This window comes from Tannerella sp. (genome assembly GCF_052170195.1).
Classification (GTDB): Bacteria; Bacteroidota; Bacteroidia; order Bacteroidales; family Tannerellaceae; genus Tannerella.
Genome location: NZ_JBQNAZ010000018.1, coordinates 34,315 through 53,273, shown reverse-complemented (window position 1 = coordinate 53,273; position 18,959 = coordinate 34,315). Strand labels below are relative to the sequence as shown.

General features: G+C 48.2%; 15 protein-coding genes and 2 pseudogenes. 5 read left to right on the top strand and 12 right to left on the bottom strand.

Features of this window, described 5'->3' with window-relative positions; all coding sequences use genetic code 11:
• Positions 1-139: pseudogene (locus ACTTKA_RS06810) on the bottom strand (IS1380 family transposase); the annotation flags it as partial.
• 49 nt (positions 140-188) lie between these two features.
• Here ACTTKA_RS06810 and ACTTKA_RS06805 point away from each other — a divergent pair.
• Positions 189-363, top strand: a pseudogene (locus tag ACTTKA_RS06805) (IS982 family transposase); the annotation flags it as partial.
• Positions 348-629 (top strand): transposase, encoded by a 282-nt coding sequence (locus ACTTKA_RS06800; protein ID WP_442724444.1) that lies wholly within the window; start codon positions 348-350, stop codon positions 627-629. The pseudogene ACTTKA_RS06805 and the gene ACTTKA_RS06800, both read left to right, overlap by 16 nt.
• 43 nt (positions 630-672) lie before the next feature.
• Here ACTTKA_RS06800 and ACTTKA_RS06795 read toward each other — a convergent pair whose 3' ends face one another.
• The 7 genes from ACTTKA_RS06795 to ACTTKA_RS06765 all read right to left on the bottom strand — a co-directional run bounded on the left by ACTTKA_RS06795 (position 673) and on the right by ACTTKA_RS06765 (position 9,366).
• Positions 673-1,089 carry a secondary thiamine-phosphate synthase enzyme YjbQ gene (locus tag ACTTKA_RS06795; RefSeq protein ID WP_303182732.1) on the bottom strand — a complete coding sequence of 139 codons (417 nt, stop codon included), beginning with the start codon at positions 1,087-1,089 and terminating at the stop codon, positions 673-675.
• Between the two features lie 39 nt (positions 1,090-1,128).
• Positions 1,129-1,911, bottom strand: a complete 783-nt coding sequence (locus ACTTKA_RS06790; RefSeq protein ID WP_442724443.1) for a radical SAM protein — start codon at positions 1,909-1,911, stop codon at positions 1,129-1,131.
• A gap of 70 nt (positions 1,912-1,981) precedes the next feature.
• Positions 1,982-4,051 carry a helix-hairpin-helix domain-containing protein gene (locus tag ACTTKA_RS06785; RefSeq protein WP_442724442.1) on the bottom strand — a complete coding sequence of 690 codons (2,070 nt, stop codon included), beginning with the start codon at positions 4,049-4,051 and terminating at the stop codon, positions 1,982-1,984.
• Between the two features lie 12 nt (positions 4,052-4,063).
• On the bottom strand, positions 4,064-4,873 hold the full coding sequence (locus tag ACTTKA_RS06780) for a hypothetical protein (protein WP_442724441.1): 810 nt from the start codon (positions 4,871-4,873) through the stop codon (positions 4,064-4,066).
• A gap of 862 nt (positions 4,874-5,735) precedes the next feature.
• Complete coding sequence (locus ACTTKA_RS06775) at positions 5,736-6,905, bottom strand: leucine-rich repeat domain-containing protein (RefSeq protein ID WP_442724440.1); 1,170 nt, start codon at positions 6,903-6,905, stop codon at positions 5,736-5,738.
• A gap of 323 nt (positions 6,906-7,228) precedes the next feature.
• A complete protein-coding gene (locus ACTTKA_RS06770) occupies positions 7,229-7,912 on the bottom strand; it encodes a response regulator transcription factor (RefSeq protein ID WP_014224321.1) in 684 nt (227 codons plus the stop codon).
• On the bottom strand, positions 7,909-9,366 hold the full coding sequence (locus ACTTKA_RS06765; RefSeq protein ID WP_442724439.1) for a sensor histidine kinase: 1,458 nt from the start codon (positions 9,364-9,366) through the stop codon (positions 7,909-7,911). Before ACTTKA_RS06765 ends, ACTTKA_RS06770 begins: the two co-directional genes overlap by 4 nt.
• 172 nt (positions 9,367-9,538) lie before the next feature.
• On the opposite strand from ACTTKA_RS06765, the gene ACTTKA_RS06760 reads away from it, so the two are divergent.
• Both ACTTKA_RS06760 and ACTTKA_RS06755 read left to right on the top strand, forming a co-directional pair.
• A complete protein-coding gene (locus ACTTKA_RS06760) occupies positions 9,539-10,423 on the top strand; it encodes a GLPGLI family protein (RefSeq protein WP_442724438.1) in 885 nt (294 codons plus the stop codon).
• A gap of 11 nt (positions 10,424-10,434) precedes the next feature.
• Entirely contained in the window at positions 10,435-13,023 is a 2,589-nt protein-coding gene (locus ACTTKA_RS06755) for a carboxypeptidase-like regulatory domain-containing protein (RefSeq protein WP_442724437.1), read from the top strand.
• A 128-nt stretch (positions 13,024-13,151) separates the two neighbouring features.
• On the opposite strand, the gene ACTTKA_RS06750 is transcribed toward ACTTKA_RS06755, so the two are convergent.
• From ACTTKA_RS06750 to ACTTKA_RS06735, 4 genes are all read right to left on the bottom strand, one after another.
• Positions 13,152-15,923: an alpha/beta hydrolase family protein gene (locus ACTTKA_RS06750; RefSeq protein ID WP_442724436.1), complete on the bottom strand. Its 2,772-nt coding sequence runs from the start codon at positions 15,921-15,923 to the stop codon at positions 13,152-13,154.
• Between the two features lie 300 nt (positions 15,924-16,223).
• Positions 16,224-17,195 carry a DUF4097 family beta strand repeat-containing protein gene (locus ACTTKA_RS06745; protein ID WP_442724435.1) on the bottom strand — a complete coding sequence of 324 codons (972 nt, stop codon included), beginning with the start codon at positions 17,193-17,195 and terminating at the stop codon, positions 16,224-16,226.
• On the bottom strand, positions 17,192-17,761 hold the full coding sequence (locus ACTTKA_RS06740) for a hypothetical protein (RefSeq protein ID WP_442714203.1): 570 nt from the start codon (positions 17,759-17,761) through the stop codon (positions 17,192-17,194). Before ACTTKA_RS06740 ends, ACTTKA_RS06745 begins: the two co-directional genes overlap by 4 nt.
• A complete protein-coding gene (locus tag ACTTKA_RS06735) occupies positions 17,758-18,300 on the bottom strand; it encodes an RNA polymerase sigma factor (protein WP_442724434.1) in 543 nt (180 codons plus the stop codon). The genes ACTTKA_RS06740 and ACTTKA_RS06735 overlap by 4 nt, the downstream gene beginning before the upstream one ends.
• 218 nt (positions 18,301-18,518) lie before the next feature.
• On the opposite strand from ACTTKA_RS06735, the gene ACTTKA_RS06730 reads away from it, so the two are divergent.
• Entirely contained in the window at positions 18,519-18,941 is a 423-nt protein-coding gene (locus tag ACTTKA_RS06730; protein ID WP_442724433.1) for a hypothetical protein, read from the top strand.
• Positions 18,942-18,959: the final 18 nt, after the last annotated feature.

Genomic DNA, 18,959 nt, shown 5'->3' with positions numbered 1-18,959 from the left:
GGCAAGAAAACACCTGTTCTTTAAACCCGATTTTGTCTAACATTTGCTTCAAAAATACCATTTCGCCCCAAGGCGTAATCTCTTTATTGGTAAAGGATAACTCAAACTTCATACCGGCTTTGTGTCTATCGCTACGCATTAGAAATTATAAAATGCAAAGATAAGATTTTTTCTATCGCGGAATCTGGGTTAATGACGAGCTGAAAAACATCTGTCAGATAGAATACACACGTCATCGAAGTTTTGACAACTTCATTACAAATAGGTTATCGGCTTTGGTGGCTTACTCTTTCTTTTGAGAAGAAACCATCCATAAACCTCTATCAAGAGCTTATGGATAACTCAAGATGGATGACCGCTTAGATCGAACTCACCTTAACCGACATAAAAAGATAGCCAGGGAACGGTTCACCTCTGAAGAGGGGCTGATGTACCGCCTCCTTAGTCCGATAGAACCCGAATCGCTCTTCGGACAAACCAAATCAAACACAAGCTACAGCTGTTTCCGACATTTTGATAAAGACAAACCTGAAAAGGTGACCATGGACTTTGCCATCTTTGCCCTTGCTTTTAAGATACTCAAACGATACCGCAAAGGCCATCGTATGGGGCAAAATCCGTCCGAATAAATGTCCGAGAAGACAGAGCGACAAACGAAGAGTAAGGGTGGAATCAGTCTCCGATAATTTTTACCAGCACGCGCTTACGACGTTTGCCGTCGAACTCACCGTAGAAAATCTGCTCCCACGGCCCGAAGTCGAGCTTTCCTCCGGTCACGGCTACGACCACCTCCCGACCCATCACCGAACGTTTCAGATGAGCGTCGGCATTATCCTCGTATCCGTTATGCCGATATTGGCTATACGGTTTTTCGGGTGCAAGTTTCTCAAGCCACAGCTCCATATCATGATGCAGTCCGCTCTCGTCATCATTGATAAACACACTGGCCGTGATATGCATCGCATTGCAGAGCAGCAGTCCTTCGCGTATGCCGCTTTCGGCCAGACATTGCTCAATCTCGGATGTGATATTCACGAATGCCCGGCGCGTCGGTGTCTCAAACCATAATTCTTTTCTGTACGATTTCATGTTCTTTTTATTGGTTTATTGGTGATATAAAAGCCGAAGTCAATAAGATACGGTGACTTCAATTCCCGTTTCTTTATGTATGCGGTCGGCAATCGCATCAAGCTCGACCTTCGGGATCTTTTCGAGGGTACGTACCGGGGTCTCCCTGTCGATCGTATAAATCATCACTTTGTACGGACGAATTTGTTTCAGCGCATCAATCCATGCCGCCACCTCCTTATCGCTCGTATTGTCGATCACCACGCCATCGCGATGGCCGCGCAGGAACATCGTCTGAATGACGAGTCGTCCGTCGAAACGGCATAATTGGCGGACAAGTTTTTCGCAGGTGAAGTCGTTCCGGTCGGGATCGTCGATCTGCCGCATCCGTTCATCGTTCACGGAGTCAAGCTTCATGATGTTCTCGTCGATCTTCAGCAATGCGCTCATCACTTCCTCTTTATGCAACATGGTCGAGTTCGAAAGCACTGCCACTTTAGCCAGAGGGCAGAGCGCATCGCGAATGGCAAGCGTATCGTCGATAATCCCCGCGAACTCCGGGTGCATCGTCGGCTCTCCGTTACCGGAGAACGTGATCACATCGGGTCGCACACCTTCTTTAGCCATCTCCTGCAGCTTGGCCGTGAGCGCATTCCGCACGTCTTCACGTTTGGGAGCCGGTCTTTTTGCCGGGAAGTCCTCGTTCAGCCCGCATTCGCAGTAGATACAGTTGAATGAGCAACGCTTTCCGTCGAGAGGTGATACATTGATGCCCAGCGACACGCCCAAGCGGCGGCTGTGTACCGGGCCATATACGATCTGTTGAAATAATATCGTCGACAAATTTCTTTCTTTTAGGAGTTGTACATTGTGCAAATTTCAGGAATAGGAGCCATATACGCAAGTTTTTTCATCAGAATTTCCAGCGGATCATGGCATGAACATCGGTGCGGTTTCGGCCGTCGATCGTTTCAAGTCCCGAGCCGATATGCTCACCTTCAAAATAATGGGCCCACCCGATTTTAGCGGCTATAACAAAGCGATATCCGACCGAATAACGCAAGACAGTCGACAGGCGCATCCCTTTCCCGTAAAACGAAGTGCTATTGAAAGCGTAAAGCAGATTCTTTTCGTACGAATAGATACGGCTCTGATAATCATCTGTACGGAAGCAAGCGATAAACAAATCCGTTTGGAGAGGAAACCTTTGAGGCTTCCACCCGACGGTATTCGAAACCATCCATCCGTGACTTGTCGCTTTTGCTTCGGGAGTAAGAAGCGAGGCATCGATGGCGGCCTTCCACGACCATTCGGGAGTCGGATGGTACAACATCTGGGCACGCAGGCGATGATGACGCGTCGGGAGGATTTTTGTTTCGGGACTCCCCTTTACCGTATGATTGGACTCGCGTCGCCGGTAGCGATAACGTACATAAAAGTCCAGATGCTCCAGCTTCGAATAATCGATCTGCAACAGACAGTCGGTACCCGACGAAGGTGCATCGATCCCGAACTTCATCCACGGGAAACGATAAAAATCCGCATAGCCGGTTATTTTCCAAAAGCCAACGGGTGGCGTAAGCTCCCAGCCGATATATACGCCCTCCTCATTCTGTATATCGTTGCTTTGCGAAAACGCATGAGCGAAATAGGCTTGATAATCGGCAGCGTAGCGACGGTAGAGAATGATTCCTTTGACGGAGGAGGAAGGTGTCCATTGCAGTGCGTTCAGGGTCGCCCAGGCGCCATTGCGCGACAAAGCCGTTTCTCCGTACCCTTTCAGTGTATTTATGCGGAACATGTAGTCGACACTCGCATTCACGTTTCGGTTCCCGTGAAAAAGATAACGATTGTAAGGCTTCGCCGGAGGCTCGACCGTATGAGGTCCGAAGTTGTACGTAATGGCCGTCAGTCCGATATGAGAGCCGGACGCGGCATAACGTATGTTCGTTCCGATGGTTTGCATTGTTACCGCATGCCGTTTGCTACGTTCGCTCTCCGTACGGTGCAGGCCATCGGTCTTGAACGAGGTGATGATGGTGCTGTCGGTCGAAGCATCTGCTTTACGGCGCGAATAAAACACGTTGGCTGTCCAGTTTTTCCACACGAAAGAAGCTGCCACGCCACGAAAAAAATCGTGCTCGTTCGTCGAGTAATGGCGTCGGAAGCCGTTGCTGCGATAGCCGGACGAAGACAATACGGTGGTGCGTATGGGAATGAAATCATGGCTTAGCACCAACCCCTGGCCGAAAGAAGCTTTATAGTCACCCACCGCAAACGTGCTGAGCCATTTCTTCAGATCGTTCAACAGCAGATGAGCCGAATAGTAATCATATCCTTTGTGACGGGCATTCCCAAACGGCTCGCCGGCATCTTTCTCCGCCACGAACCCGGCCTGAATACGTTCGTCGAACGTATAAGAGTAACGCAGTGAATGGTAAAACGGCTCGCCGAGGTACACCCGGTTAGGGTAACGCTGCAATATGCTGTCGGGCTGTGGATGGTAGCCTTGCTTCTGCTCCAGCGTGCGACGATATTGGGCAATCCATTGATGCGAACCGTATTTCCACAGGTTACGAACATGGATGGCGCGTTGCGGCCGTGCGACCTCGCCGACGTACACGAAAGGTTCCATCAATTCGATGGTCGGATAGTCTAACGCCGCGATATTTTTCAGTTCGTAGACGGTCAGCAGCGCACCGTATTTCTGACGATAAGAAAGGATCGCCTCCACCTGTGTATCGGAAAGGAAAGGTAACCGTCGCAAAGACTCGACCGTAGCCGTATTCAGATCGATCGGATGTTCGGAAAGATAAGAAAGTTCGGAGTACAGCGATTCAAACCGCTCGCTGTCTTCCTCGTCTTCGGCCAGTTGCCGGATATATTCTTTCCATCGCTCGTTCGATCGCTCATCCTGACCATTGGCACAGAAGCAGGGAATCAGAAAAAAGATCAGCCCAATAATAAACCCTCGTTGTCCCATAGCCTGTCATATTCAGAATGAGAAAGAAAGTCCGAAACCGGAACCCGCACCCAGTACGGGATGATACCAAAAGGCCACATCGGCTGTCAGACCGACGAGCGTATAACTCACACCGGCCGACGGAAGGAACGGATGAGTGCTTATTCCGCTGCGAATCCGAAAATCGGTGAATGCTTCATATTCCATTCCTGCGGAAAAAGAAAACGGCGTCTCTTCGCAAGTCTTCACCCCGACGGTCAGCAGAACCTTTTCCGCCACCCAATAATTCATACCCAACAATACGCTTCGCATCACGAAATCCTTGCTGTTTGTCTCACGGTCTTCGAGCGAGACAGACGGGAAATTCATGACCGACACGGCAATCAGCCAATCGTCGGACGGATGGAAGGCCACTCCTACATCGACGGCTATCCGGGCCATATCACGCTCTAATAACTCCGACTGCAAGAGGATATATTGCAGGCTGACACCGAGCGACCAGAGACGACTCAGCTGCCTCGCCACCGAAAAGCGGAACATGCTCTCGCGGTATTCGTCATAACCGAACGAAGCCAGATGAGCGCCGAAAGGCAACAAGGCATTCGGATAGCACAGTCCGCCGTTGAGCGTACCCAGCTCTTTGATGCCATAACGGTTGAAATAATCGGCACGTATTTCGCGCTTCGGCATCAAGGCCAGCAACGACGGGTTCAACAAAGCCGAGAGGGTAACGCCTTGTCCTCCCATACCTGCGGTACGGGTATCGGACGGACGAAGCCGGTCGGTCGCTTCCGCAAAGCAGCAAACAGACCCCAAAACAATGATCAGCACCCCCTTTTTCATGATAAAATCCGTTTGATAACAACTCTATACAGCCTTTTTATAAAAACAATCAAGAGACGTAAATAGTTTAATTATGCAGGTGTTTTTTAGCTGTCAGTATTCAGCCGTCAGCCCCCTGCATTCCCCTTTTGAAGGAATAACATCCCCCTTTGCTTCGTTCTTTCCCCTTTGAAGGGATAACATCCCCCCTTCGCTGCGCTCTTTCCCCCCTTTGAAGGGGGGGAGGGGGGATGTCCCTCTGCGTTCGGTCTATTGTCATTCAGAGCGTTAGCGATGAATCTTCTCTTCTCTGGATGGGATTCCTCACTGTGTTCGGAATGACAAACTCGTTCCTTTGTGCCATCTGTGTTCGGAACCCAGCTTTTGCCCCACTGGGAAACCACCTTTTCAGCCACGGGGAAAGCGCATTCTCATCTATTGGGAAAGCACCTTTCCCAAAAAGCAGTTATTTGCGTCCGGATATCGTCTTTTGTCATTCAGAGCGTCAAGCGATGAATCATTCCTTTTCTGTACGAGATTCCTCACTGTGTTCGGAATGACAAAGAGACATCTCAATCCATATTCGTTCAGGCTTTCAGCCCTCCGTTGAGGGGGGCTGTTTTCCCAACGCTTCGCTCCACATAGGGCTGAATTAATACGCCCTTTCAGGGCTGTTTTCCAATAGTTAGTTGTTAATGGTTATTTTCCAGGTGCATGATTCGGCGTGTATCACGCATAACCATTAACAATTGACCATTAACCATTATTACCGCCCGCACGGGGCACAAGAGCTGAAAGCCCGATATCTTTCAGTATCATTCCGCAAAGGCTTGGTATCCATGTCTATACTTTATTCAGAGGACTGAAAGCCTGACATCACTTTTTATTTAACCAATATTTTCTCTACCGTATCACCTGCACGTACAAGGTAGATTCCTTTGGCTAACGGTTCGATATGTTCGCCAGGCCCGAGCGTCAGTATTTTCACTGCCATACCGTTTACATTGTAGATTTGCACGGTTTGTGGTGCAGGCAGGGTAAGATACAGGATACCGTGGGCGACGTAGATACGCAGGCCATCGACCCTTTTCTGATTGGCCACCTCTGCAATATACGCAAACTCTTTCCATACGGGAGTCGACTTGTAAGCCTGTACCTTGCCGGCAGGAACCTTCAGCGTAAGGCTCGAGAGGGCAACCTTCTTAAAAAGATTCTCCTCGACGATAAGCGGAACAGTCCACTGTGCCGTTACTTCTTTCAGTCCTGTACAATCGGCAAAGGCGTGACTGCCTATTTTCGTAATACTTGCCGAAAACGTGACGCTTGACAGCGCTTTACAAGAAGAGAAAGCGTAGCCTCCGATGGTGCTGATGCTGTTCGGCAGATGGATGCTTTGCAGGACTGTGCAACCCTCAAAGGCCCGGCTTCCGATTGTCTTTGAACCGGTTGGGAGCGTGACGCTTTGCAACGTTGTACAATTGGAAAAACTGTAGCTCCCGATATCGTGAACACCGGCAGGGACGTTAAAGGTTGTCTCCATCTTCCCTGCAGGATAGTAGATCAGCTTGGTCTTGGCTTTGTCATAGAGCACACCGTCTGCGGAAGCAAAATGCATATTGCCGGCATCTACATCGAAGGCAGTCAGGGCCGTGCAGTTGACAAATGCTTGGCTCCTGATCGTTTTTATCCCGGAAGGGAGTGCAATGTTTTTCAGTGCCGTACACTTGGAGAAGGCTTGGTAACCCAACTCAGTAACAGAGGCTGGCAGGGTGATACTTGTCAGTTTCGAGCATTCGGAGAAGGCCCTTTTTCCAACCGTCTTAACACCGTCTGCAACAGTTATCTTTTCGATTTCGGCACGGAAAGCCTTCCAGGGCTGATCATCTTTAGAGGCATAGTCCGGCATGACTCCCGTTCCGGTGACGGCAAGGGTTTTGGTGTCAGCATGGTAGTTCCACTGAAGCGGCCCGGTGGTACCGCTTGTCTGTGCTTGTGCACCGAGGGGCACTAATAAAAACCCCATCATCCATAAGGTAAAAATATTCGTTTTCATAGTTTTGTGTTTTTTGAAATCAGTTATTTATTCGCATCCGGTATTCGGCGTGCAGTCATCGACAAATAAACATTCATATTCATATAAAGAACAATTCAATACCCAAAAGGTTCTGAGCAGCTCAACAAATCAATTACTAAACGTCCGCAGGGCTTCCCTGACGTTTTGTCGTTTTTTACTGCAAGTTTGTACTTTTTTCAGAGATGCTTCTCTGACTTTTTCTGGGTTGCTTTTTCAAGAACAAAAATGCACTGTTTTATCGGAATGATGACGTTCTTTTTCTTCAGCCGATTTTCGGAGAGATTACACGGCAAGTCGGGTTTTTACAAGCTGACCTGAAGGATATACCCTTTCTTTTTCAAAGAGATGATGGAAATACTGTGATCGTCTTCAAGTATTCTTCTCAGATAGGTGATTTGAACATTCAGAGCCAATGAGTTTGCATGACTGTCATCCCCCCAGACGGTTTTGAGAATATGTTCACGTTCAACCGTCGTTCCCATATTCTGGGCTAACAGGAGAAGGATGTCGGTCTGTCTGGCGGTTAATACGTGTGAGACGCCCTGATACGAAACAGAAGAAAGATTGCTGTCGAACGATGTTTTTCCGATGATGAACTGTTTTTGAGTTTCCACCGCTCTATGTTCAAAACGCTCTTTGATTTTTGCGATAAGTTCTTCGGGATAGAAGGGTTTGGGGATGTAATCGTTCCCTTTGAGACTGAATCCTTTCAGTCTGTCATTCTTCTCTGTGCGGTCTGTCAGGAAAAAAATCAGCACTTTCTGATTCACCTCCCGTATTTTGCGGGCAAGTTCAAAGCCATTCATTTCCGGCATATTGATATCCAGCAGGATTAAATCGGGACGAACGGTTTGCAACAGTTCCCAACCTACGGCTCCATTGTTGGCGTAGGTTACACGATACTCTTCAACTTCCAGAAACTTTTTCAGAAGCATGGAATTTTTGATGTCATCGTCGACCAATAAAATGTGTATAGCATCTGTCATTGCGGTAGTTTAATGGTGAAAACGGTGCCGGCTCCTTCTTCGCTTTCCACTTCGATCGAACCTTTATGAGCTGTCACTAATTGTTTGACATAGGCCAGCCCCAGTCCCATGCCCGGGATATTCCTGTCTGTGATGGACGGGCTGCGAAAGAACTTGTCGAAGATGTATTTGCGGTCTGATTTTGAAATGCCGAAGCCATTGTCTTGAACAGAGATTGCGATGGATTCGTGGTTATTCTCGCAGTAGCCGATTTTTATTTCCACTTTTTTCCCCGAATATTTGATCGCATTCTCCAATAGATTGCTGATGATATGGCTGAAGTGCATTTTATCGGCTGTTACCGTCAATTTTGTGTCAGAAAGGAGATGGATGGCGGCTGTTTTTCCGCTCGGGATGCTGAGTTTTTCGATACAGTCGGTTATGGTACTCCGCAAGTCGAAAGCCGACAACGTGAGCGGTATTTCCGTTACATCGTTGAAGGTGAGGTCTCGTAACTTCGAGAAATAGGACGACAGGTTATTCAGTTCATGACGGGAATCTGCAAGAACAGCCTCTTTACTTTCTTTATCTTCCATCAATTTGTCGTTACACATAAAAGAGATACACATCTTTAAGGTCGATATGGGGCGTTTCAGTTCGTGGATCATAGTATGAATGAAGTCCTGCCGCAATTCTTCCACTTTGCGCTGTTTTTGTATCGTTGCAATCTGCGCCACAAGGCAACTGATGAGAAAAACGGAAAGAACGATCGATAAGAGTAATAAATTCATCATTTGGGATAGTACCGGAGATAATTCGACCGGTAACGTAATGTTCACCATCTCCTTTTCAAATATATCGTATGGGTATGATATGGTGATGTGCGGGTTGAACGTTGAGGTATGATTAAATCTCAGAGGCAACCAAACCATCGAATCAGCCCGTTCTATGTGGATATCTTTTGCCGTAATCCCTCTTTGACGGAGCAGAGAATCTACTCGTGCGATTTCGAACGGACTGCGAAAATCGATGATAAAGCGTTCCAATGCGTCATATTCGTTAGGATCTTTAGGATGATTGGTTATGTTGAAACGATAATGCGTGATGCCTTCTGTTTGGGCCGTTCGATACATACGGATGATGTTTTTGATGTCTTTCTCGGTGATATCCTTCCGTTCGGTTTTCTTTAAGTCAACCGCATAAATGTCGAATACGGTGCTTAAGATGCCAGCTTTTCCCGGTTCGGTCGATGCGGTTATTTTCGTATTGGTCAGGATGTTTATATCCGGTCTTTTCTTAAATTTCCTTACCTCCCGTTCTTCTTGCATCACCTCGAGAACCGTTTCATATAATTCGTTCTCGTGGGTTTCCAGTGTATATGAATAACGATGATAAAGCCAGTAGCTCTGCATCGTGCAGAATGCAAGGATGGCTCCTATCGTTAGCCCATGCAGTATTTTAATCCTCTTCTCCATACTGCAAAAATAAACTATTTCTCGTTTGGGAGAATCGATGAACAGGCAAATAGCGACTTCGGTAATAATTTAGTAATAATTGTCAATGTTGCAGTAAGGATTATTTTTCTTTCGCGAGAGCATCGCCCGTAGTTTTGCGGAAAAGTTAAATCAATAACAAAATGTATAGCGTATGAAAAAAATGGTATGGATGATGACGCTTAGCCTGAGTGCTATCGTCGCAGGTTATGCACAGAAGGTGCAGGTGATTCGCGTGGAGGGGGGGCAAATGTCGGCAAACTCCGTCGCATGGGCGGAACAAAAAGAGATGGGCAAGACGGTTATGGAATTTATGTTCGATTACAGGTATTTGCGTGATACAACCCGGATGTCGCCGGCTGTAACAGACCGTATGATCTTGCAGGTGGGGCAGGGGTTATCCAAGTTTTCCAGTTATCGCACCATGCAGGTCGATTCATTGATTCGGATGTCTACTGCCGACCAGATACAAGCAGACCCCGGACGCTATATCGGAGGGCAGACGTATTCGATCTATAAGAACTATCCGGCAGGCAAGTTCACGACGACGGACAAGATCGCTACGGACTGGTTTCTTATTGAAGAACCGGTTCCCGTGCAAGCATGGACGATGACGGAGGAGACCAAAGAGGTGCTTGGCTACAAGTGTAAAAGTGCAAGATGCGCATTCAGGGGCAGAGACTACATCGCTTATTATACCGATGAGATACCGGTAGCCGACGGCCCATGGAAGTTCGGCGGGCTTCCCGGCTTTATCATGGAAGTGCGAGATGCCAAGAGCCATTATTCCTTTGTTTGCGTGGGAATAAATTCCAAGTCCGATCGTCGTATCACGATGCCGGATGTACCTTATAACAAGACTTCGCGTGTGAAGTTTTATCAGACGAAATATACGTATGACATCAATCCGCTGGGGTATCTTGAAACGGTCAGCGGCATCAAGGTGAATGTAACGAATAACGGAGAAACGAGAACCGATCTGGCTAAGCCCCGCGGATTAACTTACGATTATATCGAAACAGACTGGCGGAAGGATTAAAGAATAGGCTTATGAGAATCATAACAGCGATATTTGCAGCATTCTTTAGCCTGTCTGTCGTTTATGGTCAGACGAAGGAAGTTCGTGGTGTGGTGCTCGATAAGGACGATCAATCTCCTGTTGCCGGGGTTATCGTACAGGTTAAAGACTCATCAGATCATCCATATCCATACACCATAACGAATGACCAGGGTGAATTTGGCATAAAATATCCTACGTCTGTCCCTGACTTGTTTTTAAGGTTTCAATGTATGAGTTATGCTTCTCAAACCATCAGGATCGGCGTGTCATCTTCGCCTATGACCGTATATCTCGTACCCCGGCCCACGCAACTCAACGATGTAACCGTCACGGCGCCGGACATAGAACAGCGAAGCGATACGCTGACTTACTATATGAGTAAGTATGCCACACCGGCAGATAAGAACCTTTCGGATGTCCTTAAACGCCTGCCGGGAATAAAGGTGGAAGAGAACGGGCAAATCAAATACCATGGTGAGCCGATCAATAAATTCTATATTGACGGTTCCGATTTTATGGACGGTCGTTACGGATTGGCAACCGAAAATATATCCCCTTCGGATGTGGCAAGTGTCGACGTTCTGGAGAATCATCAACCCGTTCAGGTGCTGAAGGGGCTGGAATTTTCTCAACGGGCAGGACTGAATATAAAGCTGAAGGAAGAAGCGCGCCATAAATGGATCGCCATACTTCACGGAGGGGCAGGGATGTCACCGTTTTTATACGATGCTTCCGCATTTGCCATGCGTATCGCCGGCAAGTGGCAGAATATGGAAACGGTTCGTATCAACCGTACCGGATGGAATCCGGCCTCACAAAGCCGGCGACAGATCGAAAGCAGCCTTTCGGGTAACGGGTATGCCGATCAGCTTTGGGACGATCCTGTCACAGCAGGGCGGTTGTCTTCGCCGATCGACGAGCAGAGAACCCGTGATAACTTCTCCATGCTTGCCCATACCTCGAACTCGTGGCGTACAGGTGAAGGCAGAGATGCAAAATTCAACCTGACATACGAGGGGGACAAGTTGGATTATCTGACGGCGTATGAAACGAATTATTTTGATGAAAAGATCCCGTCGTTCACTGAACGAAAGGCGATGCGGACGCAGACGCACCGTCTGGGCGGTCATTGGGCGTTGCAGGTCAATCGTCCCGCACTGTTTCTGAAAGACAATCTGTATCTCGATGCCGATTGGGATAAGGCGACTTCGACGATAGGCGGTACGCGTTCTCTTCTGCAAAATGCCGAAACGCCGTCTTTCCGTGCTGCGAATGATGTGCAGGTAGTAAAACGGATAAACAACCGTCTGCTCACGTTTTCGTCACGAAACAGCTATGTTTATAAACCTCAATCCTTGCATATAACGGCAGACAATTCCGCCATACAGCAGGTGACGACGGGAGATTTTCGTTCCGTTACGGAGGCTCGCTACGGTTGGCTGTTCAACCGATGGAAGGTATCCGCCCGCGGAGGAATAGATTTCAATCATCATAACATCGACGCAGATTTGCACGGAATAGCGCTTTCTTATCCCACACGGAACGAGATGGATTTCTCCTTGTTGAGTCCCTACCTCTCTCCGGACGTTTCGTATCGATCAAGCAGATGGTTGTTTACCTTATCTGTTCCTGTGAGCTATCATTTGCATCACATCAGAAATAAGCTGACTGATGAGAGTGGTACGGAACATTTTGCTTCCGTGGCTCCGGCATTTTCTCTCCGCCATCAAATCAGTGCGAAGATGGATATGGCGGCACAGTTCAAGTATTCCCTGAGCCCGCCTAAGGCAGATATGCATCTTCGGAATGTCATGATGAATGATTTTAGAAATTTAACTGTTCCCGAAGATGTTTCCGAATACAAAGAAGAACGTACCGCAACCTTAAACGTCAGATATCGGAATCCCATTACTTCGTTGTTTTTTCATGGGATGGGAAGACTGGATTGGAATCGTTATCCATCAATGAGGAGTCAATTATTTATGGGGGATTATATCCTTCACTCGTTCGTTCCGATAAAGAATGAGAGCCGAAATTTAGCGGTAAATGGAAGCATAAGCAAAGGATTGATGTCGGGTAAACTGACTTTAGGACTTGATGCCGGCCATGTACAGATTTGGACTACTTCCATGAAGCAGCATGTAGAATCGCCGTGTGTATTGACAAAGACTTTTGTGCAACCGTATCTGAAAGGCTTTTTTACCAATGGGTTGTCGATGGATTATCGTTTACTGTATACAAGGAATACGATGGATATTGAATTTTCCGGAAAGAGCGCTCATGATGTATGGAAGCAATATCTCGCTTTTACGATTATGCCTGACAAAGCCTGGCAAATCGGTATAGGGGGTGAACATTACTATACTCGATTCAGTTCGGGAAACTCAACGAATCTCGTATTGCTCGATGCGTCGGTAAGGTGGACCGTGTCAAAGCGTGCCGATTTCAGTTTGACGGGTATGAATCTTCTGAATCGAAGAGCATACCACTATGCGAACTATGGGTTGTTGAGCGAAACGGGTTACACGTATAACATACGTGGGCGGAGCATCATGGCAAGCGTTCAGGTCAGGCTGTAATCACTCAAGACCGTTTTCTTTAAGGCGGTCAGTTCTTTCTCTTCGCCGGACATTCCTCACACTTTTACAGATCATTGGAGGATGTATCGGAACGAGAAGCTCCGGCACACCCTCCGAATCTATTGCTCTTATTTGTCCGTATCCAGCTCGTAGCCCCACGACTTGCCTTTTTCGGTGGCGGGGAGTCCTTTCGTCATCCATACCGGAGCGGGATCGCCTTTGAGGTAGTGATCGAAGAACTGTTGCAGACGGATGGAGAGGTCTTTGCAGTTACGGCGTTCGCGGAGGTTGTGCGCCTCGTTGTTGTACTGGAGCATCCATACGGGTTTGCCCATACGCCGCAGCGTCATGAAATATTCGATTCCCTGATACCAGGGTACCGCGCCGTCTTTGTCATTGTGCATAATCAGCAGTGGTGTGTGCACTTTGTCGGCAAAGAACACCGGCGAGTTGGCAATATACAGATTCAATGAGTCCTGCATCGTCGCACCGATACGCGACTGTGTCTGCTCGTACTGGAACTGGCGACTGCGTCCCGTCTCCCAGCGGATGCCTCCGTATGCACTCGTCATGTTCGACACGGGCGCGCCTGCACCGGCTGCCTTAAACATATCGGTGCGCGTCACTAAATAAGAGACCTGATAGCCGCCCCAGCTCTGTCCCTGAATGGCCATGTTTTCTTTGTCTATCCACGCGTTCCGTGCCAGCGCCTCGGCTCCCGCGACGATGGCGTTGTAGGCGTCTTCGCCCGGATGACCGACCGTATAGTGAATATCGGGGACAAAAACCACATACCCTCGACTGACGAAAAAAGGAATATTGATGATAGAGCGGCTCGGAGCGGGAGTATAATAGCGGTAAAGCTCGTCGGAATGTTTTTCGTAGAAGTAAATCATGACCGGATATTTTTTCTGCGGATCGAAACCTTCGGGTTTGTACACGATGCCTTGCAGGGGGATACCGGCGAAGGATGTCCACGCGAACAGTTCGGCCGTGCCCCATCTGTAATCGCGCATCTGAGGATTGATGTCGGTCAGCTTGTCGGACGTTTTCCAGAAGTTTTTCGTAACATGCAAATCGTTTGCCGTATGGAAGTTGCCTTTCAGAAAAGCAAACACATCGGCTTCTTTGGCTTTCACTACGAACGGGAACGTATACGTGTCGATAAGACGTTTCTGCAACAGGTTCTGCCGGCCTGTTTTCAGCGTATAAAATCCGTTTTCTTTGCTGCGTTTGTCGAAGGCCGAGAGCAATAGCAGGTCGTTCGGAGCGAAGAAACGTTTTTCCGGGTCGGTACGTACGTAGCGCAACACGAGGGAGTCGCTCCGTCCTTTTCCGAGCGTAAAGTTTTCCGGTTTTTTGATGCCTTTCGGATCGATTTTCCAGATATCGAACGCATCGTTGAGCAGTACGTATTCGTCGTTTTCGCCCCATCCTACGAGTCCGTAAGGGTTAGGAAGAGAAGGCGTATCATGCTCTTCGTTCCAGAAATTCACGTCAATGTCTTTGGTCAGGTTTACCGTGGTACGGGCCTGATTATCGAAGGCGAACCAGTGACGTTGGGCGGCGTCCCACCAGATTGTATAATTTCCTTGCGACGAGAGTGCCGGACGGCCTCCCATGGCGCGTGCCACAGGTTGCAGACGGCCGGTTTCAAAGTCGTACGTCCACGCGTCGAACCGGGGCGATATGTCCCACTGTGTTTCGAGCCGGTAGGGTTTATCGGACGAGAGGAGGGCAAAGCGGCCGTTGCTTTCGTCGGCTATGTTACAGAAAGGCATCTCCTCGGTTGCTACGGAAAGGAAAGCATTCGGTTTTTTCGGGTCGATGATTCCTGTGTAGGTACGGCTCTGTTCGTGTCTTAGCTCTACAAGTTGCTGCGGCTGGATGAGCGGGTCTTTCCAATGCCAGATATCGAGTTTTGCCATTTCAAAGTCGACGATCGTCGTGTCTTTGGATGCCTGCTTTGGGGCTGCCCCGATCACAATCTGTTCGCCATTCTTACTGAAACGCGGGGTTGAAAACTCGTTGAAGATCCATCCTGCGGGCAGTCCCGCAACGTTCTTTCCGGCGATCACTACCGCCGAGTCGGCTCCTTTTTTGAAATAACGCACCTCGAATGCTTTCTGTTCGATCTTTGACGTATCTTTCGTGGCGAGATAAACGAGTTGTTCTCCTTGCTCGTCGAACGCAAACGATTTGTATTCGGCCTTCTCTTTCGAAATAGTTTGGCGTACATGATTCTTCAGATCAAAGAAAAGTACCTCGGGTGTTCGGGTCGTATCTTTTTTGTCCGGCTCGGAGTTCACGGCAAAAGCGTTCCCGAATTTATTGAATAGATGATCTTTGGCGTCGCGAATCGTATCTTCGTGCTGCGTAATCAGGTTGTGGAGAATCAGCAGGTCTTTCTCTTTTTTGTCTTTCTTGGCCGTATCTTTCGGCGCTGTAACGGTATAAGCAATATGACCGCTCATCTCTTCGGGCGCCTTGAATGCTTTCACACCCGCAATCTTCCGTACGGCCAACGTCCGGTTGTCTACAATAACGAGTGAGTCTTTCGGCCGGTCTTCTTCCTTTTTCTTTTTAATCCGCGCCTCGCGCCGTTCGGCAAAGGGAGCTTTTACAAGTCCTACCGTAAACATTCCGTCGGGCGAAACGACATACGTTTTGACCCGCTTGATCGTGAGCGTTCGGTTCTTTGGTAAATTCCTAACCCATAGGGTTGTATCACCTTCCTGCGGCTGGATCAGCGCTGTCAGGATTTTACCGTCCTTGCTGATGCGGATGTTCGAAAGACTTTTCCAGTCGTCGTAGACCGAATGATCAAGGGGCTTCTTTTGAGCATACGAGGCAGTTGCCAGAAGTAAAAACAGAAATGTAGTAAAAATACGTTGTTTCATAGTATACGTTGTTTTTAATGTTTGATTTTTGAGTTACAAAAATAGGTTATTTTTCGGAATACCAAAAACACATGTTATCCTGCCGCGGACGCTTCAGCACAACATGTAATGGCAGAAATCCCGATCATGAAGCCCTCCGATCCCGATCGCTAAGCCTGCGGAACATATCTGTTTACTTGTCGTTCAATTGGAACACAGTTGTGGGGCAAGTTAAAGGTACGTACCCCAAGGCTTAAAGGTACGTACCGGAATGTGTAAAGGTAAGAACTAATCGACTAATCGGTCGGTGGGTATGGGGATTTATTTAAATACGATTCCTCCATACGAGACGGAAATATTGACGGAAGCGTTCGGGTTATTGCTTTTACCCGCCGTACCGACGATACATCCTTTCTTCTTCAACGATACGTTGTGGAACGTAAGGTTGCCGGTGTCAATATTTCCGTAGTTTGTATAAAGAGCGGCTTTGAAGGCATGCTCTTCGGTCAGTCCGAGTTTTACATTACTGTATGCCGCGTCGACCCGGATTTCCGAAAAATCTTTCGCTACTTCGGAGATTTTTAGCCCTCCGTATCTCAACCGATCGGCCGTCAGGCGTTTGTTCAACTTGCCGATTCGCACATCGGTGTAGCCGGTTTCGATTTCGAAGTCGCTCACTGATTCGATCCGGTAGTTATCGTATTTCGAATCGGCTACAACTTGCTCGGCTTCGTCGATTTTGATCCCGGAGTATTTGCTCTCGATGGAAAGATTTTTGCATTTGTTCATCGTCGCTTTACCGTAACCGATGTCGATCGTCGCTTTATTGAGGGCGTTTGCGAAAAGATCTCCGTATTTCAATTCGACGGTGAGCGGCTGCACGAGGTTATCGAGGTAAATATTCCCGTATTTGTTCTCCAGCAGAGGAATGACGCTCTTAGGAGCGGTAACGATATAATGTACCGAACGCCCGCAGTTGTTGCAGTTGAGCGACTCAAACTTGGTCCGGGCCGAAACCTGATTGCCGCTGTGGGAAAAATCGACCGACACGCTCTCGGCATATTTACGGGCGGCCTCCTCGGTGCGTCCTTCGCCTCTGATCTCGATCTTGAACGTGATTTTGCGGTTCGTTCCTTCGATGATCCGAATGTTGCCGTATTTGTTTTCGATGGAAAGAACGGGATTGTCGCCGACGGTAAACTCCTTGACGATTTCTCTTTTATACTCTTTCCGCGCGGCGAAAGCTTCGGTTGCCAGCAAGGTGATGGCCAAAATAAACAGAATTTTCTTCATGATGTTTCTATTTGAGAGGTTATTAAATTCATTTGTATTTGCTGCAAAGCACTAATTCTGGACGAATAGATACTGACGATCAATGTAATCTTATTTTCATCGGGCATCTGGACTTCCGGTACCGGCTCCGTTTTCATCGTCTCTAACTCTTGGAGTACTTTAGAGCGTTCGCTTCCGTCCATTAAGGTAAGCATTTGTTTCGTTGTTTCCAGTTCGTTTTCAAACAGCATAGCATAATGGTTTTGCACATCGGCCGGCGAGTCTTCCGGTGAAATCGGCTCGGTTATCTCCGGTTGTGAAGTGAACAGCCAGAAGGCGGTCATCACGGCGGCAGCCGTTGTGAGAGCTCCGATAAGGACACGCAAGACGCGATTCCGTCCGTTGTTCGCTTTCGCTTCGTGCATTACGTGTGTATCCGTCTCGACTTCCGATATCGTTTCGGCATGCAACGCTTCGAGTCGTCGGGCAAAGCGTTCGCGGTGCCCGTCTTTCGGTTCGCCACTGGCAAAAATTTCGTGCGAATGCGTTTTGATCGTATGTTCTAATATGTTATTCTTTTTGTTCATATCCGTTGGGTCTGATTCAATAAGTTTCGTAACCGAGACAGTCCCCGCGTGTACTGTACGCGCACGGTGGAGGGGTTAAGTTGTAGCCTTTCGGCGATATCGGCGAAGTTCATATCGCCGAACAGACGCAGGCTGAGGATACTTCGGTAACCGACAGGTAAGCGTCCGATGCCGGTACGTATTTCATCGATGTCGGGCTGCTCATCGGCCGGCTCGTCTTCGTCGGCCGGTTCCGACACCTGCTCTTCGTTGATTGAAGTGTAAAAGTTCTTCTGCTTTCGTACGGTGTCGATGGCCGCATTTGTTGCGATCCGTCGCAGGATACGTTCCATCGCCTGCGGATCGTCGTTGAGCAGTTCGGGACGGACGAAGATTTTCAGCAAAGTGTCCTGCATGATCTCTTCGGCTTCGTCGCGATTGCCGACAACAGCTGCGGCACTCTGATAAACCGGACGGAAGAAGCGGTCGTAGAAAGCCATCTGTGCCTGTTGCTCGCATCTTCGCACACCATCGACGAGGTTTTTATATTCGTTATCCATTCGTTTGACTGTTCATCCCTATAACGAGGCAAAGGGCGATTTGCTACAACGAAGGTAGAAAAAATACGGTATTTCGCATTTGACCGTATCGTGTTTCGTCCTGCAAAGAGCGGCAGGACATGCCGATATGGGCAAACCGATTTGCCGTACCGGGATTTGGCAAATCTTATCATGTTTCATATTTTTGTGTTTCGGTAGAAAAATAAACGACACGGACAATGATAGAACAAGATTACATCCTGAAGATCTTACAGGAGTTCTTCGAGGCCATCGCCAAAGTGGTGCGGCGCAGTGATGATGATGACGATGCTGCTACGGCTGACATGCAGGCGCGTTATGATACTATCTACGAGCAGTTTTTCCGTTGTCCGGCACATCATTTCTATGAAATCGAAAAAGAAGACCTGCTTAACGACCTGTGGACGGAAAACAGTGAACAGAAAGCGTTAGCCAAAATGCGCATGCTCTCGGAATTGCTCTATCGTGACGCACTGATCAAAAAAGAGGTCTCCCTGCGCTACGACCTGTTGGAGAAAGCATTGCTCCTGCTCGAATTTTTGCAACAGAACAGCAAAACCTATTCGTGGGATCAGGAGAACAAAATGGCTTATATTCGTACTCTGCTCGAAGAATACGGATAGTTTCCGACCTTATGTGAG

What these genes read in the sequence shown, in the direction of transcription:
- ACTTKA_RS06775 (WP_442724440.1), bottom strand. Translation starts at nt 6,905, where the DNA reads ATGAAAACGAATATTTTTACCTTATGGATGATGGGGTTTTTATTAGTG.
- ACTTKA_RS06760 (WP_442724438.1), top strand. Translation starts at nt 9,539, where the DNA reads ATGAAAAAAATGGTATGGATGATGACGCTTAGCCTGAGTGCTATCGTC.
- ACTTKA_RS06795 (WP_303182732.1), bottom strand. Translation starts at nt 1,089, where the DNA reads ATGAAATCGTACAGAAAAGAATTATGGTTTGAGACACCGACGCGCCGG.
- ACTTKA_RS06780 (WP_442724441.1), bottom strand. Translation starts at nt 4,873, where the DNA reads ATGAAAAAGGGGGTGCTGATCATTGTTTTGGGGTCTGTTTGCTGCTTT.
- ACTTKA_RS06785 (WP_442724442.1), bottom strand. Translation starts at nt 4,051, where the DNA reads ATGGGACAACGAGGGTTTATTATTGGGCTGATCTTTTTTCTGATTCCC.
- ACTTKA_RS06750 (WP_442724436.1), bottom strand. Translation starts at nt 15,923, where the DNA reads ATGAAACAACGTATTTTTACTACATTTCTGTTTTTACTTCTGGCAACT.
- ACTTKA_RS06735 (WP_442724434.1), bottom strand. Translation starts at nt 18,300, where the DNA reads ATGGATAACGAATATAAAAACCTCGTCGATGGTGTGCGAAGATGCGAG.
- ACTTKA_RS06770 (WP_014224321.1), bottom strand. Translation starts at nt 7,912, where the DNA reads ATGACAGATGCTATACACATTTTATTGGTCGACGATGACATCAAAAAT.
- ACTTKA_RS06800 (WP_442724444.1), top strand. Translation starts at nt 348, where the DNA reads ATGGATGACCGCTTAGATCGAACTCACCTTAACCGACATAAAAAGATA.
- ACTTKA_RS06730 (WP_442724433.1), top strand. Translation starts at nt 18,519, where the DNA reads ATGATAGAACAAGATTACATCCTGAAGATCTTACAGGAGTTCTTCGAG.
- ACTTKA_RS06740 (WP_442714203.1), bottom strand. Translation starts at nt 17,761, where the DNA reads ATGAACAAAAAGAATAACATATTAGAACATACGATCAAAACGCATTCG.
- ACTTKA_RS06765 (WP_442724439.1), bottom strand. Translation starts at nt 9,366, where the DNA reads ATGGAGAAGAGGATTAAAATACTGCATGGGCTAACGATAGGAGCCATC.
- ACTTKA_RS06745 (WP_442724435.1), bottom strand. Translation starts at nt 17,195, where the DNA reads ATGAAGAAAATTCTGTTTATTTTGGCCATCACCTTGCTGGCAACCGAA.
- ACTTKA_RS06755 (WP_442724437.1), top strand. Translation starts at nt 10,435, where the DNA reads ATGAGAATCATAACAGCGATATTTGCAGCATTCTTTAGCCTGTCTGTC.